We start from the raw sequence: 16,573 nt of genomic DNA on the forward strand, positions 1-16,573 counted from the left end.
TGACAAAGGCTTTCCTGTCCAGGCTTTTCTTGCAAGGGTGGTGAATAGTTACCATCGTTCAACATATCCGGGGGAGTGTGTCATGTCCTTCAATTTGGCTGTGTATCTGGCGCAGAGTGTCGGTGGTGTGGGTGTTTTGGGCGGGGTCGTTGGCGGAGCGGGCGCCTTGGCAAAAAACATCCAGAGGAAGGAGAAATGCGAAATCGACAATCGGGAGATGCTGGCCGATACCGGCAAAGAGGCGGTTGGCGCCGGGATTGCGACCGCTTTCAGCGCCTTTTCGGCGGGTGTGGTGGGTGGCGGGCTGGTGGTCTCCCTGGGCACGGCTTTCATCGCGGGGGCTGTCGGAAAATATGCCTGCGACCGGGGTATGGAGTACCTGGAGAGAGAGTTCCGCAAAAAGCGCCAGAGCGAGCTGGCCCATCAGATGGATGAGGTCTATTCCAGCATGGCCTGATGGTCGGGCGCTGCTGCGCCATCCTGCAACAGACGAAGCAGCCACCCGGCCAGAGGGCGCCGGTGCCATAGTCTGGATCGGCGCAGTGACTCCATGGCCTCGGATCGGTGTCCGGCGAGAATCTGTACCACAGCTTGCTGCAACAAGGCCTCGCCACGCCTCCGGGCTTGCATGACCAGCTCCAGGTCGGCTCCACAGCGCAGACACCGACCCTCCTCCCCGATGGACCCTCGGCAGATGGGACAGCGTTCCACGTCAGCTCTCCAGATAGAAGAGAATTTCGGCCAGGGGTTCGCTGCTGCGCTTGACGGACGCGATGTCTGCCGCAGCCAACGCATCTTGAATGGCCTCGATCAGGTTGATCATCTCCTCCCGATCATCCGGCGTTGCCTGTTCCAGCAGGCGTTCCGCCTTTTTTATCAGCGTCTTGGCCTGAACAATCTCCTGTAGATGGGGCGGCGATGATGAGCTGGCAGGCTGGCCTGTCTGGGCGATGTCATCCCCAAACAGGGCCGCCACCCGGGATCGGGCCTCGCTCAAATGGGCCTCGCTTCGTTTGGCCATGGCATTTTCGATGGTAATCCGCTTTTCCAGGCCGGTTCGCTTTTCCCGGGCTGTTACCCGCAGGATGCCATCGAGGTCAAGGTCAAGCTGTAGAATGATCTCATTGCCCGCATCAACGTCACTGAGCCCCTCGATCTGGAAATTACCGATCTTGATATTTTGCAGGGCGTCGGGGTGCTCTCCCTGATAAATCTCGATCTCCACGGACTCCTGGCCATCCTGGACGGTGGCATAAACCTCGCTCCTGCTCACTGGGACCGGCGTGTTTTTACGAATGATCGGTGAAAAAACATGGGGCCGCCAATAACCGTCCAGTTCGCCCACAACGCCTATGCCGAAGGTGTAGGGGGTCACATCCACCAGGATTGCAGCGGCCTTTTCCCCACCGATCACGGCCCCCTGGATGGCTGCTCCCATGGCTACACACAGATCCGGGTCGATTTCGCTCCGGGGTATCAGCCCAAAAACCTTCATCAGGCGTTCGCGCACCAACGGCGTGCGGGTCGCCCCTCCGACCAGCAACACCTCGTCCATGGCGGAAGCTGTGAGGCTGGCTCCATTCAGGGCGGTATGGACTGCGGCCAGGGTCTCTTCGATGAACGGTGTAATCATTGTTTCATACTCCTGGCGGGAAAGCTCCATGGCCAGGTGTACCGGTTTGCCGACCAACTCCGTCAGATACTCTTCCTCGATGGTGGCATAGGGGTGGTCCGAAAGCTGGCGTTTGCAGGCTTCGGCGCTACGTTGCAGGCGGGCCATGGCCAACGGGTTGGTTGACACATCAACCCCCTGCTCCCGCTGCAAATGGGTTACCAGATGGTCGACAATTTTTTGATCGAAGTCATCGCCTCCCAGGTGGTTGTTGCCATGGCTGGAGATGACCTCTACCACATCATTTTCGATCCGGACCACCGAAACGTCGAAGGTTCCCCCACCCAGATCGTAGACCAGAATCCTCCGGCTTCCCTGATGACCGGCCTCGTAGGCCAGGGCTGCGGCAGTGGGTTCCTGGATGATGCGCACGACTTCCAGTCCTGCAATTTCGCCTGCTTCCCGGGTGGCCTGACGCTGAACATCGGAAAAATAGGCCGGTATGGTGATCACGGCTTTTTGTACTGGATGTCCAAGCGCTTCTTCCGCCATTTCCCGCAGGCGCCGCAGGATCATGGCTGAAATTTCCTGGGGCGTGTAACTCTCCCCGCCCATGGTAATCCGACACGTTTCGCCCATGCGCCGCTTGATCGACTTGACGGTGCGTTCGGGATGAACGACATACTGGTTGCGGGCAGGTTGTCCCACCAACAGGGCGCCGTCATCCGCCAGTCCGACAAAGGAGGGGAGAATGTGTTCACCCGCCGCGTTGGCCAATACCCGGGTCTGGCCATCCTGGAATACGGCAACTTCCGAGTTGGTGGTGCCCAGATCGATGCCGATAATTGTCTCAGTCATGTTGCGTTCCCGTTTGTTGGTTGACCTTCACCTCCGCCAGGCGTAGCACCTCACTCCCCCAGTGGAACCCTTTGCGGGCCTCTTCCGTCACCACACCTTCCGGTAACGCCTCCTGCCAGGAGGTGGCTACGGCTTGCATGCAGTGTGGATCCAAGACCTTGCCAATGGCCTGGATGGCCTGCACCTGCCGTGCGGCGAGCTGGGCATCCAGGCGTTTGAGGAGCAGGGTTTGCCCCTCCCGCATACCTGTCAACCAGGCCACTTCCCTTGGATACAACCACTGCGACAAACGCGGCAGCCGATGACTCTCCAGGGCGGCCAGACCGGCTTCCAGACGATCCCGGATCTCCAGCATCTCCAACAGCCATCCCCTGGTCAGGGCGCGAAGATGGCCCTGTTCCTTCTCCCGGGCGCCATCCAGCTCGCGTTGCAGGCTTTTTTGGCTGCCATCCACCAGATCAAACACCTGACGGAATTGATCCAATGCCGCTTTGAGTTGGCGGGACTCGATACGGACCTCGTTCTTGAGCGCGGCCAACTCGACAAACAACGCCTGAAGATCGGGAGCATCCTCCTGCAAAAAATGCCCCTCTGCATCGGCGCGATCCAACAGGATCCGAAACTGTTCCAGCAGCAGGGCTTTTTTTTCTTCCATGATCATGAATCTCCAATAAAACGATGCTCTTTCAACTCTTTTCTCAGTAATTCCAGCCAATCGTTGGTTCCAGGACGTTGTGATTTTCCGCCTTGCAGGCAAGCCAACAGAAGTGGGGTCAGATCCACCTCGGGCGTAGCAAAAAGTCGATACGCCAGACGTTTGCGCTGGTTTTCCACCGCATCGTAGGCCTCGCGCACAACCTGGAAGCGTTGCGGATCGCGCTCCGGGGGAAATTCCCGCACCAACCGCAGGTAGGCTTGGCGAATTTCTTCATCGTTGGCATCAGGGCCAACACCGAGAATGGCGAATGGATGGGTCATGGAGAAGCCCCCCTAATATAATGATTGAAAAAAAGGTAACTATTCGCCACCCGGCCACGCATCGGGGTCCAGGTGGCTGGCTCCCTGGCGGGTCCAGGGCAGCGCCCTGGCGGAGTTCGGGGCGAAGCCCTGACAAAGGCTTTCATATCCAGGTTTTTCTTGAAAGGGTGGTGAATAGTTACAAAAAATGACCGGTCACTCCTGATCAAAATCCAAATCCAGATCCAGTTGGCGCGGATTCCTTTGGCGGGGAGTTTTTTTGGATCCTCCCTGGCGGGGTTTGGGCGTCTCCTGTCGGGGTGGTTCACCCGGTGTTTCCGGCATCTCCTCGGCCAGGAAAAGGTCGATCAAGTGGTCAAGATCCTCAGCGGGTATGGGGATTGACCCAAGAGTCTCCAGGAGCAGATTCCGAACAACGCGACGATCTTTGCGCCGCCACCCCGGCAAGGCATCTTCGAGTATGGTTCGGAACACCATGAAGGGCACATCTTCCATACTGCCAAAAGGTGTTTGCGAGGAGTCGAGACTCCCGAAAGGCCCCTTATCACCAAAAAAATCGTCCTCGTCGTCATCCAGGGGTGATCGATCATAACCGAAGATATCATGGTCGTCCCAACCCAGCAAAAGCTCAATACGCTTCGCCAGACGGTAATCATGGGCGCCCCGGGCCTGACGTGCCGCCTGCTTCAGGGCTTGCCAATCTGCACTGCGTATCCGCTGTTTATTGCCTTCGGTTTGGGCATGGATATCGTAGTACACCCAGAGTGGTTGGTCGGGCCACTGCAGCAAACCCTGTTTGGCATGGGCGTGCAGGATGGTATGAAGATTGTTTTCATGCCAAAACTCGCAAAGTCCCTCCAAGGTCTGTCGCGACCACGTTGTTTTGGCCAGGCGCCGCAACTCTTTTTGCACAGGCGCCAGGGTCTCCCGGATCGCTGCATCGATGGTCGGCGACGACCTGCGGACAATCTCTGCCATGCGCACCACGGATGCCGAGTCCCGGGTGGCGCGCAGGAGCGTCTCCAGATCTTTCTGCCATGTTTTCAACCTGCCTCCGGGCAGGCGCATGCGTCTGGCTTCGATGGCCACCAGACAGGCGGTCCCCAGGGGAAAGTCCAGAGAGGCTGCGGCAGTAGCGAGTAAATTCCTGGCGGTGTCGTCGTTGTGGCGTGCCACCTCCAGAAGACCCCGGCAGATGATCAGCATGGCATGGGGCGTCTCGGCCCGGTCCATGGCCTGGGCCTGGTCCATTTCCTTTGCAGCCAGATCCAGTCGCCCCGCCTGCACCTGCTTGCGGGCGTGGGCCAGATGGGCATGGATCATCTTTTCCCGAACGCCCCGGTGAATGGGATCCTGGTCCAAAATTTTTCGTGCCAGATTGGCTGCCTTTTTGAAGGCTTTGGTGGCGAGAGCCAGATCCATGGCCGCTTCAAGGAAGGTCACATCCTGGGGGAAGCGCAGCAAGGCCTTTTCCACCCAGATACGCCGTTCCGACGGTTGGTCGTTCGAGGTTTCACCGGTCAGCACTTCCAGCCATGTCTCCCGGTGCTCCGGGTCAAATTCCAGGCTTGTCTTCAGGGAGGAGGTGCTCTCCTTGCCAACCCTGTTCAACAATGGAGCCAAGTGGCGATGGATGGCCGCGATGAGCAACCGATTATCCTTCTCTTCCGCACGTTGGTGCAGCTCCTGGATGCACCTTTTCCACGAGGCAATCGCCGAAACCCAGGCATGTTTCCGCTCAGCCTGAATGGCCTGCAAACGCGATGCTTCCCAATCGGGCAGGGGGGGGAAATGATTTTGATACGGCGCCAGGCTGGTGGCATGGTGGGGCAGGATGGCTCGACAGGCCCGTTCCGCCTCCTGTTGTGGCCAGGGGGGATTTTTAGCGCCCAAAATGGTGGAAAAAAGCCTGCCTGGTTCATGGGCCCTGGCAACAAGATCGCGAAAAAGGCGCATCCGGGGCTCCGCGATACCCAGGATGCGAGCTGCCAGACGTAATCCCGATTCAGGCAGAGATCGCAAGGCGGAGACCAGTGCCATGTTCTCTTCCCGAACGGCTCGGGCAATGCCAACCCAGGGGGAGATCAGGGAGTCCCCGGGAATGGTGTCCAGGAGCCGGTTGGCCCGAGTGTGATCCGGCTCCAACAGGGCTTGCAGAAAAACACGCCAGCGGCGAAAAGGGGAACGAAGGGGTAACTGCCTGATGACCTGGCCAGCCGTGATCTCATCCCCTTTTTGCCAGGACTCCAGGGCCTGCAAAACGAGATTTTTCTGGGCTGGCAAAGGTGAGTCTGCGGGCAAGGCGGGCAAAACATTCGCCTGTCCGGTCAACAGGAGGGCGGCCAACCACTCCTGACCTTTTTCCCAAAGGTCAGGGTGTTGGTTCTTCCAGGAGTCATCTCCTGCCATGAGCAGCTCGACGCCCTTGCCCACCCAATTGGCCTGCATGAGCCAAGGAAGATAAACGACCGGGTCGGGGCGTGGCGCACCCAACTGGACGGTACTTTCCAGCATGGCTGCCGCCTCGACGTACATGCCTTTGTCGGCAAGTTCCCGCGCCCTCCCCTGGTAGGCGATGATGAGCTGTTCCCGGGCGTGGGCATCTTCCTTGGCCAGAGGCTTGAAAAAATCGATGGCCCGCCGCCAGTGCCCTTCCCGCAGGAGAGCGGCGCCATCTTCAGGGCGCACGGAGCGGGCAGAATCGCCTGTCCTGGCGCCCGATTGTTTCTTTTTCGCCCGTGACATGCCCCTCCCCGTCGAGCTGTAGCCGGAATGGAAGCGCCTTCCTGACAGCAGCGCGCCTACCTGCATCCACAATCAACTCCGGGCCAGTATCCTCCATCCGGAAGGGCGTTGGCAAGATTTAGTACTCATTCACCGCGATTGCCTTGACCATTCCTTTCAAGAAAAAAGCCTCGTTATGCCTGCATGGTCCGCCCAGCTTTGTGGGGGGCGATGGTTTTTGTCGCCAGCCATGGGGATATCCGTTCCTGAACGACGCGGTTTTGCGTACAATGCCTCGCCCGGTGATCGTCATATCGATTCCGGCTGTGATGCGAGCGACGCACCTCAGATTCATCCACTTTGCAGAAATGGACGTGTGTTGATGTCCACCATCGTTTCGACGGATCAGCAACCGGTTACCTCCCTGGGAGATCTGGTTGCCTACATGGAGGCCGGATGCAAGCCGCGCTCCCAGTGGCGCATAGGTACGGAGCACGAAAAATTTGGCTTCCGGAAAAGGGGCATGATCCCTGTTCCCTACGATGGTCCTGCCGGCATTCGGGTCATCCTTGAGAAAATGGCTGCAACATTTGGTTGGCAGCCTGTTTACGAGAGGGGGCAGCCGATCGCCCTGCTACAGGGTCAGGCTTCCATCACCCTGGAGCCGGGTGGTCAGTTGGAGCTGTCCGGTGCGCCGCAGGAAAACATTCACCAGACCCAGGCGGAGATCAACACCCATCTGGACCAGTTGGGCGTGGCGTGCCGGGATTTGGGTGTCGCTTTTGTCGGGGTGGGGGCGCAACCCAAATGCCCACGCGCCGAAATTCCCTGGATGCCCAAAGAACGTTACCGGTTCATGCAAGCCTATCTCCCCACCCGGGGAACCCTGGGCCTGGACATGATGACCCGCACCGCCACTGTGCAGGCCAATCTCGATTTTGCCAGTGAGGCAGACATGGTGGCCAAGTTTCGTTTGGCCCTGGCCCTGCAACCCTTGGCGACCGCCCTGTTTGCCAACTCCCCCTTCACCGATGGGCGTCCCAACGGTTTTCTCTCCTGGCGATCGGAGATCTGGCGGCATACCGATCCAGACCGGTGCGGCGCACTTCCCTTTGTGTTTGCGGAAGGGTTTGGCTTTCAGAGCTATGTGGAGTATGCCCTGGACGTTCCCATGTTTTTTTATTATCGGGACGGCCAGTACCATGAGGCGGGTGGAGTGCCATTTCGGGAGTTTTTGGCTGGTCGTCTGCCGGCTCTGCCAGGCCAATATCCCACCGTGGCGGATTGGAGTCTGCACTTGACCACCCTTTTTCCGGATGTGCGGCTGAAACATTTTCTCGAAACCCGGGGGGCCGATGCCGGCAACTCGGCCAATCTTTCCGCTCTTCCCGCCCTCTGGAAAGGGATTCTCTACGATGACCGGGCCATGGATGAAGCCTGGGGGAAGGTTGCCCATTGGACTCCAGAGGAGCGCGCCGCCATTCAGGCCGAAGTGCCCCGGCTTGGTTTGCGCACCCCCATTCCCGGGAAACGCACCCTGCGGGAGTTGGGGATCGCCGTCCTGGAAATTGCCCGTGCCAGCCTGAACCGGCAAGCCGTCAAGAACAGCGACGGCTGCGACGAGTCCATCTATCTGCAACCCCTGTTTCGTGTGGCGGAGAGCGGCATCACGCCGGCGGAAAAGCTTTTGAAGGCCTACCGCACCCGATGGGGCCAATCGGTCAATCCGCTGTTTCGGGAGGAGGAGTTCGAGTCCTTTTATGCCCGGTGCCAGAAGTAGACGCCGAAAAGCACCATTCATCATGCCCAGGGTTGATTAAGGATTATTGTTTTATGCGAGAAAAAATGTCCATATGTGAAAATAGATATAGCATATGGTTATCTTTTCTTGTTTTGCTGCTGGTCTTGACCTCTGCATCAACTTATTTTATCTATGTTGCAAAGAGGGACACCCTCTCTTTTCACGTCAAGGATTATCTTATCAATGTTTATCGATTGACAGGACCGGAAACCGCCCGGTTGCGTGTCAACTCCCTGGGCAACTCGATGATGGGCTTTGTGGCCATTGATGCCAATCCGACAGTTCAGGACAGATATATGATTCATATCAGTCCGATAGAGCATCTCCTGGCTTTGGTATTTCGATGGTGGGGAAATCTGGGTTCTGTTTTTATTTTTTACTACCTTATGGCAGTATGTGTTGTATTGTTTGGATCATTCGTTATTTTACGGTTGACCGGAAATCGAATTACAAGCGGAATTTTTTTTCTCTCTGGCATATGGCTTCCTTCTTTCATGCCAAGTGTACTTGCAGACCTTCGTACCTACAGCGGCTGGGGGGGAATGGTCCTGATCTTTGTGTTCCTGTTTGCCTGGAAGCCGGATTTGTTTCTGTTATGGGTGGTTTCCGCTTGCGGAATAGCGTGGCGGGAGGACTTTACCATCATCATGCTGTTGGCAGCGTGTTTGCTGGTCATACGGAATCGGGCTTTCGCCGCTCTGGCTCTTGGACTGCCCTCCGTGTTGTACCTGATTTTTGTTTTACATCACAATATGTCTATTCACATGGCCACGTTTGCCATTCCAAGTCGTGTCGTTTTTATTGTTTCACTGGTGCTTGGTTTGCTTTTACTTGGTTGGATGAGCCGACGCGGGAGAATGGAATGGATCCGCCATTGGGATCGTGACCATCCAGGTGTTTTGTATTTGATTTTCTTCATACCATTTTTCCTTGTATTCTTGCAGGGCATACCAGGCGAGATGGTTGACGGCAAAGGTTTATTATCCAATATGGTCCGGATGGTAAAATATACGCTGCGCTCTCCGTTCAACAGCGATCGCTTTTATCCTTTGACAGTGGGATGTCTGTTTATTCTCATGACGTTTTTTCCGGGATTTGTTTATCAGGACAGAGACGGAGCGCTGAACCGGTCGCAACGACGGTTTATGGGAGTCTTGTTGTTGTTTGTGGTTTGGAGTGTGGTGGACCGGACCAACGACCTGCGTGCCTGGTCTGCCCGGGATGGGCTGCGCGAGCATATGGTGTCGTTGTTGCCAAGGCTCAACGGCCTGTCCAGCCTGACCGCCCTTGACTACCGAACATATCAGGTACTCCATCCCCTGGACGGAATCTTTGTTTGGGAGCATCTGTCCGTGGATATGGCTCCGGAGGAGAGTCTGCGCTACCCTGCCTCCCTGCCTGTCTTGAAAAACATTCTGGCCACGAAGACCGGGCAGTATGTCATGACCACCCCATCTTTTCAGACCCTGTTATCGGCACTCGAAGGTACCGGACTGGCAGAACAAATCGAGTTGTGTGAACAAAATGCAACCTGGACTGTGGCCCGGAATCGTCATCTGGGCCGGTGTCCGTGAGCGGCTGGATCCGGAGCGACGATCCAGCGCCCTTTCAAGAAAAGCCTGGACATGAAAGCCTTTGTCAGGGCTTCGCCCCGAACCCCCAAGAAAAACCTGGACATGAAAGCCTTTGTCAGGTCTTCGCCCCGAACCCCACCAGGAGGAAGGGCGCAGCCCTTCCTCCTGGACCTCCATCCCAGTTTTTCAATCGTTTTTTGGGTGGGCGCTGAACAGATACATCCTTTTGTTTAATCCGCCTCTCTCTCCGGCGCCTCAACTCCAGGCGGGGCCACCACCACTTTGTGGGTACACCCTTCGGTAACGCAGATGTGTTCGGTGCCACGACGTTTGGTGACTTTTTGCGTCAGGAAGGGGGCGTTGCAGAGGGGGCAGGGGATCGGTAACGGGAGATCCCACAGGGCTTTTTTGCAATCCGGGTAGCGGGAACAAGAGTAAAACACCTTGCCGCGCCGGGATTTTTTAGCCAGGAACGTTCCCTTGCTGCACTCGGGGCAAGGGACGCCAGTTTCACGTGGCTTCTCCAGGGGTTGAATATTGCTGCATTTGGGATAGGCGGTGCAGGCCAAAAATTTGCCGAAACGGCCATCCTTGATCTGCATGGGGCTGCCGCATTTGTCGCACTTCCGGTCGGACAGGACGGGCTCGGCAGGGGCGGACTCCGCCTGCTCTCCCGCTCCCTGTTTTTTGATGTTTTCGGTAAAGCGGCACTCGGGATACCCGGAACAGGCCTTGAAGCGACCGAAACGCCCCAATTTGATCATCACGGGCTTGCCGCAGGTAGGGCAGGTCTCGTCGGTGGCCTCGGAGGTGATGTCGGATTTTTTGGTGGATTGTTCCTTCTCCTGGACTTGATGGATGAACGGTCCCCAGAAGGTTTCGAGGAGCGGCACCCAGGCCTTTTCGCCACGGGAGACGGCATCCAGTTCGTCCTCCAGGTGGGCGGTGAAGTTGTAATCCACATACTGAGAGAAATGTTGCACCAAAAAGGTATTGACGACAATGCCCAGATCCTCGGGGTGAAATTGCCGTTTTTCCAGACGGGCGTAACCACGTTCCTGAATGGTGGACATGGTGGGGGCGTAGGTGGAGGGTCGCCCGATGCCGTAGCCCTCCAGGGCCTTGACCAGGCTGGCTTCGGTATAGCGTGGCGGGGGCTCGGTGAAGTGCTGATGGGGCTCCAGCTTGTTTTGGCGCAACACCTCTCCCTTACTCAGCGGGGGAAGCATGGCGGCATTTTCATCGTCGTCACGATCCTGGGCTGAAACGGCATCGGCGCTTTCGTCGTACACCTTGCGAAAACCATCAAAGGCCACGGATGAGCCGGTGGCCTTCAACCGATAGGGGGCCTTGGGATCATCAGCACCGACGGCCAGGACAGCACTGACCTGATCGATGCGAGCTGCCTCCATTTGACAAGCCACGGCCCGTTTCCAGACCAGCTCGTACAGATGCAACTGGTCCTTGGTCAGGACGCGGGAGAGGTGCTCGGGCAGGCGTCTGGGATCGGTGGGACGTACCGCCTCATGGGCCTCCTGAGCATTTTTGGTGGAGGATTTGAAACGCCGCTCCGTCTTGGGGAGATAATTGGCGCCGTAGCGCTCCTTGATCAAATCCCGCAAGGCTGCAATGGCCTCGGCGGCCAGATTGACCGAGTCGGTACGCATGTAGGTGATGAGTCCGACAACCTCCTTGCCACCATCTGCCGTGGGGACTTCGACCCCCTCGTAGAGCTGCTGGGCGGTGGCCATGGTCTTGCGAGCGGAGAAACCCAGTTTGCGGGAGGCCTCCTGTTGCAACGTGGAGGTGATGAAGGGGGGGGCCGGATTGCGCTTGACCTGCTTTTTTTCCAATTCGGTGAGAAAGAGGGGTTGGTCCTTGATGGCGGCGACCAGTTGCTGGGCACGCTCGGCGTTGGGAATGGAAAATTTGTCGAGCTTCTCCCCTTCCGCCACGGCCAGCCGCGCCGGGAATCGTTGCGGGGTATCTTTTTTTTCCACCTCGGCGATGATGCTCCAGTACTCCTGGGACGTGAAGGCGCGGATCTCCGCCTCGCGCTCGCAGACCAGCCGCAGGGCCACCGATTGCACCCGTCCGGCAGAGAGGCCTCGCCGCACCTTTTTCCACAACAAGGGGCTCAGGTTGAAACCCACCAGATAATCCAGGGCGCGCCGGGCTTGTTGGGCATTGACCATGTCCATGTCCACATCCCGGGCATGGGCGATGGCCTCCTGGATGGCGCGCTGGGTGATTTCATGAAACACGACCCGTTTGATCGGCACCTTGCCCAATACATTTCTTTCCCGCAGGGCCTCAAGGACATGCCAGGAGATCGCTTCGCCTTCACGATCGGGGTCGGTTGCCAGCAGGAGGGTGTCGGCCTTCTTGACGGCCTTTGCAATGGCATCTACATGTTTTTGCGAAGTTTTTGGTACTTCGTAGCACATCCGGAAGCCCTCCTCGGGCAGCACCGAGCCACTTTTTTTCGGCAAATCACGAATGTGACCATAGGAGGCGATCACCTCGTAGCCCGCTCCAAGGAATTTATTGATGGTCCGCGCCTTGGCGGGGGACTCGACGACGACAATGGCTGTCATGTGTTTGGCTTCCGTCAACAATCTCTGATGGTTCCGGTGGGTGTGCAACGAATTGGGGTCCAGGGGGCCGGCTCCCTGGCAGGTCCAGGACAGAGTCCTGGTGGGTTCGGGGCAAAGCCCCGACAAAAGTTTTCATATTCGGGCTTTTCTTGAAAGGGTGGTGAATAATTACCAGAACCCTTCGTCACCACTGGACTTGCCAGGGAGCCAGCCCCCTGAATCCAGACTTGTCGCCAGGTGCTGAATGGTTACACCTTTTTCAGACCAAAAATATTCCCTGGCAGGCGCACCACGACACCGATCAGCTCCAGGTGAAGTAAAATGCGGGAAAGCGTTGCGGCTGTCAATTGACAACTCCTCGCCAGCGCGTCGGTTTGTGCGGGGCCTGCCTTGAGTTGATCCAGAATGGCGGCCTCGACAGGGGAGAATTGAACCGTGGGAGGTACCGGGAGCGCTTCCTGGTTGGGGTGGGGGGATTTTTCCCGGCTGGCTGGCGTGCATACTGGTGGGGTTGCAGGTGGAAAGGCGGGGGAAGTGGCGGGTTGTGCATGCGCACGTTGGCCCAGGTTCCATTTGAACTCTTCCAGCACATCGTTGACATCTTCCACAAGGCGTGCGCCATCCCGCAGGAGGCGGTGACACCCCTGGCTGCGTTGTGTGGTCACCGAACCAGGCACGGCAAACACCTCTCGATTTTGTTCCATCGCCAAACGGGCGGTGATCAGGGAGCCGGAGCGCAAGGCTGCCTCCACCACCACCACGCCTCGCGAGAGGCCGCTGATGATGCGGTTGCGGGGTGGAAAAAGGGCCGGAGCCGGGGGCACGCCCAGGCAGGCTTCGGTGATCAGGCAACCGCAAGCGGCGATTCGTTTGCGCAGGGTGTGGTTGGAGGGGGGATAGTTGATATCCAGACCGGTGGCCAGCACGGCGACGGTGGGTCCACCCGCTTCCAGGGAGCCTTGATGGGCGGCGCTGTCGATGCCCATCGCCAGGCCGCTGACGACGACGATACCCTGGCCGGCCATTTCCATGGCCAAACGGCGCGCCGTGGCCGATCCGGACGATGAGGGATCCCGGCTGCCGACGATCGCCACCAGACAGGTTGCCAGCAAATGTTCCGGATTGCCCTGGACGAAGAGTACGGCTGGCGGATCGTCGATTTCCGCCAGAAGCGGTGGATAGCCGGGTTCACTCCGAACCAGGAGTTGGCTGCCCATGGCGTGCAGGCGATCCAGTTCGGCGGCGGCGATGGCGGCGGTTTCGGGTCGGGCCGCTTCCCGCAGGCCAGCCAGGACCGACTGGGGGAGGGAGGGGATCGTTGCGTGGATGGTCGCGGTTGGGGTGGCAAGAATGGTTTCGGGATGGACAAAATGTTTTTGCAACAACCCCAAACGTATCGGACCCAGGCCCGGCACCCTGACCAGACGCAACCAGTCGATGCATGCTGAACGTTCCATGGCGGACTCTATCCTTCGCTTCGGGTGGATCCGTTTTGGCCGATTTTGGGTTCTGTGCCTGCCAGGATGCGGCGAATATTTCCCAGGTGTCGGGCATAAACCAGCACCGAGAGGATCAGGCCGACATGGCCGGGAAGGGGGTCATCCGACAGGTACAGGAACATGGGCAACACGGCAAAGGCGGTGAGGGCGCCCATGGAGGAGATCCGAAACAGTCTGGCGCCCAGCAACCAGGCGCCGGCGGTCAGCAGGCCGGTGACGGGTGTCCATGCCAGAAAGATGCCCAACCCGGTGGCGACACCTTTGCCCCCCTTGAATTTCAGGTAGATCGGAAAGAGATGGCCAAGGAAGACGGCCAGGGCGGCTCCGGCCACGAGAAAAGATCCTGGTTCTGCGTAGAGGCGGGCAACCAGCACGGCCAAGGCCCCCTTGGCCATGTCCAGAAACAGGGCGATGGCGCCGGCGCGCCGGCCTGCTGTCCGCAGGACATTGGTCGCACCGATGTTGCCGCTTCCCTGTTGACGAATGTCACCGACTCCGCTCCAACGGGCGACCAACAGGCCAAAAGGGACGGCGCCCAGGAGATAACTTCCCAGGAAAACGAGAAAAGTTAGCGGCTGGAGCAGGTCATCCATGGCGAGATCGGGGAGAAACAAGGGGTTCATGGTGGTTGCGTCTCTTCCAGGTTGGGTTGCTTGGGTGGGGCATATCCCGTATTTGCTGGTCCATGGCGTCAAAGGGGTGTCAATGCTTGCATTGTACCCTTTTTATCCTTATGGTGCCGGGATACTATCGGTTTGCGAAACGGTGCGGAACTCTTTTTCTGTTCAGGGTGATAACCATGGCTACATATTCGCTGAATAAAGTGCAATTGATCGGCAACCTGGGCGCGGATCCGGAGGTGCGGTACAGCCAGGCGGGCAAGCCCATTGCCGCCTTCAGCGTGGCCACTTCCGAGTCGTGGAAGGATGCCCAGGGGGAAAAAAAGGAGCGTACCGAATGGCACCGGGTGGTTATTTTTGGCAAAGCAGCCGAAATTGCCCAGCAATATTTGCGCAAGGGGAGCAGGGTCTATCTGGAGGGGCGGCTGCAAACCCGCAAATGGACCGACAAGCAGAATATCGAGCGTTATACCACTGAGGTGACCCTGAACGAATTTGGCAGCCAAATGCTTATTCTGGATGGTCGTTCGGGCGGTGGAGGGCAGATGCCCGTACCTCCGATGGAGCTTTACACCGGGTCGACCCCGCCCTCTTCCGGGTTTGCGCCGGGAGGCGCTCCTGCCGGTCAGCCTGACACGCCCCAGAGTCGGCCTGCTCCAGGTGGCGGCGATGATCAGGAGCGCGGGGCCACTTTTGACGACGATATTCCATTCTGAGCAACCGACCGGCATGGGGCCATGGTTTTTCCCCGCCCGGATCCCGACCGCCTACCGACCAACCCTGTCAGGAGGTACACCATGAGACACATCCCTGTTTGTTTGACCGTGGCGGCATCGCTGCTGTTGTTTGTCCCTGTCGTTGCCGCGGAACAGGTCGCCCAGCCGCAGGCGCCAGCCCAGGTTGCCCAGCCCCAGTCCCAGGCGCCAGCCCAGGCGTCGTCGTCGCAGGCGCCAGCCGGGATGGAGAAAGCCAAAGGGGTACGGGATCCGGCTGAGAAGAAGGAAAAGAGACAGGAAAGATTCAAGGCGATGAAGGCGCAGCACGTCGAATTTTTGGAAAAAAGATTGGCCTGTTTCAAGGCTGCCAACGCGCCGGATGCATTCAAAAAATGTCGCGAGGAAGCCAAAGCGGAAAAACGGCAGAATCTCGAAAAAGCCAAGGCGGCCCGTCAGAACTGACAGGGGGCCAGGTAACTATTCACCACCCGGCAACGTCGGGGTCCAGGGGCTGGTTCTCTGGCGGGGCATTGAACGGTCTCCTGGTGGGGTTCGGGGCGAAGCCCTGGCAAAGACTTTCATGTCCGGGTTTTTCTTGCAAGGGTGCTGAATAGTTACAATTTTTCAATCCTTTTTGTGAGGGATCGTGGCCAAGAATTTTCGTGCGGAATTTTTGACCGGGGCCGTCATGGCGACGCAATTTCCCTCGGAAAATCTTCCGGAGGTTGCTTTTGTCGGGCGTTCCAATGTGGGCAAATCCTCTTTGCTGAACCGACTGGTGGGGCAGCGCAAGTTGGCCAGGGTGAGTCGCACCCCTGGTTGTACCCGGGAGATCAATTTTTTTCGTGTTCAGGAGCGGTGGTTGTTCGTGGATTTGCCGGGATATGGTTATGCTCAGGCGCCCAGGCAACGGCGGGGTGGGTGGGAGCTGGTCATAGGGGCTTATTTGCGGGCCAGGCGGGATGTGCGGGCGGTGGTGGTGCTTTTGGACTTGCGGCGTGGTGTGACGGATTTGGATCGGGGAATGTTGGTTTGGTTGCAGGAGTTGGGTATTGCCTGGCAGCCGGTGGTAACCAAGATGGATAAACTGACCGGCAACGGGCAACGCCAGGCTTTGGCGGAAATGTTGGCGGAGTTGGGTGGTTTGGGTGGTTTTTCCCTGGGGCCTGCTGTGGCGTGTTCGGCCTTGAGTGGTCAGGGGATTGATGTGTTGCAGCAGCGGTTGGAGGTGATTTTGGCAGGCCAGTGACGAACGAAACTGGGGTCCAGGGGGCTGGCTCCCTGGCGGGTCAAGGGCAGCGCCCCGTTTTGTAACGAATTGGGGTCCAGGGGGAAGGGCTGTGCCCTTCCCCCTGGCGGGGTTTGGGGAGGAGCCCCAGAAAAAGCCCTAAGGTATACGAACGATTGATAAATACATGGTATGCATATTGCTTAAATTTTAATAGGCATGCTCAGTATTTTTCGCTGCGCAATGTAATTTTAACTTTGACGGGGTGTTTTGCGACTCGGTACAATTCGCAAACAGTTCGCGAGTTATCTAGTGGACCAACCGACATGATTTGAAGTGTTCACTTTTCTTGACTATTCCGCACTC

General features: G+C 57.9%; 14 protein-coding genes. 6 read left to right on the plus strand and 8 right to left on the minus strand.

Annotation, left to right across the window (positions count from 1 at the left end):
• Positions 1–82: 82 nt before the first annotated feature.
• Entirely contained in the window at positions 83–457 is a 375-nt protein-coding gene (gene mamC, locus HQL63_05765; protein MBF0176339.1) for a magnetosome protein MamC, read from the plus strand.
• Here mamC and HQL63_05770 read toward each other — a convergent pair.
• The 5 genes from HQL63_05770 to HQL63_05790 all read right to left on the minus strand — a co-directional run bounded on the left by HQL63_05770 (position 439) and on the right by HQL63_05790 (position 6,193).
• Positions 439–711: a hypothetical protein gene (locus tag HQL63_05770; protein MBF0176340.1), complete on the minus strand. Its 273-nt coding sequence runs from the start codon at positions 709–711 to the stop codon at positions 439–441. The genes mamC and HQL63_05770 overlap by 19 nt on opposite strands.
• Before the next feature lies 1 nt (position 712).
• The gene (locus tag HQL63_05775) at positions 713–2,470 is read right to left on the minus strand and encodes an Hsp70 family protein (GenBank protein MBF0176341.1); all 1,758 of its coding nucleotides are present in this window, start codon (positions 2,468–2,470) and stop codon (positions 713–715) included.
• Positions 2,463–3,125: a nucleotide exchange factor GrpE gene (gene grpE / locus HQL63_05780; protein MBF0176342.1), complete on the minus strand. Its 663-nt coding sequence runs from the start codon at positions 3,123–3,125 to the stop codon at positions 2,463–2,465. The genes HQL63_05775 and grpE overlap by 8 nt, the downstream gene beginning before the upstream one ends.
• 2 nt (positions 3,126–3,127) lie before the next feature.
• A complete protein-coding gene (locus HQL63_05785) occupies positions 3,128–3,448 on the minus strand; it encodes a DnaJ domain-containing protein (GenBank protein MBF0176343.1) in 321 nt (106 codons plus the stop codon).
• A gap of 195 nt (positions 3,449–3,643) precedes the next feature.
• Positions 3,644–6,193: a hypothetical protein gene (locus HQL63_05790; protein ID MBF0176344.1), complete on the minus strand. Its 2,550-nt coding sequence runs from the start codon at positions 6,191–6,193 to the stop codon at positions 3,644–3,646.
• Between the two features lie 361 nt (positions 6,194–6,554).
• Here HQL63_05790 and HQL63_05795 point away from each other — a divergent pair, with 361 nt between their 5' ends.
• Both HQL63_05795 and HQL63_05800 read left to right on the plus strand, forming a co-directional pair.
• Entirely contained in the window at positions 6,555–7,952 is a 1,398-nt protein-coding gene (locus HQL63_05795) for a glutamate--cysteine ligase (protein MBF0176345.1), read from the plus strand.
• A 32-nt stretch (positions 7,953–7,984) separates the two neighbouring features.
• A complete protein-coding gene (locus tag HQL63_05800) occupies positions 7,985–9,547 on the plus strand; it encodes a hypothetical protein (protein ID MBF0176346.1) in 1,563 nt (520 codons plus the stop codon).
• Between the two features lie 230 nt (positions 9,548–9,777).
• On the opposite strand, the gene topA is transcribed toward HQL63_05800, so the two are convergent.
• The 3 genes from topA to plsY all read right to left on the minus strand — a co-directional run bounded on the left by topA (position 9,778) and on the right by plsY (position 14,236).
• Positions 9,778–12,144 (minus strand): type I DNA topoisomerase, encoded by a 2,367-nt coding sequence (gene topA / locus HQL63_05805; GenBank protein MBF0176347.1) that lies wholly within the window; start codon positions 12,142–12,144, stop codon positions 9,778–9,780.
• Between the two features lie 248 nt (positions 12,145–12,392).
• Entirely contained in the window at positions 12,393–13,601 is a 1,209-nt protein-coding gene (gene dprA / locus HQL63_05810; protein ID MBF0176348.1) for a DNA-protecting protein DprA, read from the minus strand.
• An 8-nt stretch (positions 13,602–13,609) separates the two neighbouring features.
• Positions 13,610–14,236 (minus strand): glycerol-3-phosphate 1-O-acyltransferase PlsY, encoded by a 627-nt coding sequence (plsY, locus tag HQL63_05815; GenBank protein ID MBF0176349.1) that lies wholly within the window; start codon positions 14,234–14,236, stop codon positions 13,610–13,612.
• 206 nt (positions 14,237–14,442) lie between these two features.
• On the opposite strand from plsY, the gene HQL63_05820 reads away from it, so the two are divergent.
• From HQL63_05820 to HQL63_05830, 3 genes are all read left to right on the plus strand, one after another.
• Entirely contained in the window at positions 14,443–14,979 is a 537-nt protein-coding gene (locus tag HQL63_05820; GenBank protein MBF0176350.1) for a single-stranded DNA-binding protein, read from the plus strand.
• Positions 14,980–15,060: 81 nt separating this feature from the next.
• Complete coding sequence (locus tag HQL63_05825; protein ID MBF0176351.1) at positions 15,061–15,441, plus strand: hypothetical protein; 381 nt, start codon at positions 15,061–15,063, stop codon at positions 15,439–15,441.
• Positions 15,442–15,625: 184 nt separating this feature from the next.
• Entirely contained in the window at positions 15,626–16,228 is a 603-nt protein-coding gene (locus HQL63_05830) for a YihA family ribosome biogenesis GTP-binding protein (protein ID MBF0176352.1), read from the plus strand.
• Positions 16,229–16,573 lie beyond the last annotated feature (345 nt).

This window comes from Magnetococcales bacterium (assembly GCA_015231175.1).
In the GTDB taxonomy this organism is placed as follows: Bacteria; Pseudomonadota; Magnetococcia; order Magnetococcales; family DC0425bin3; genus HA3dbin3.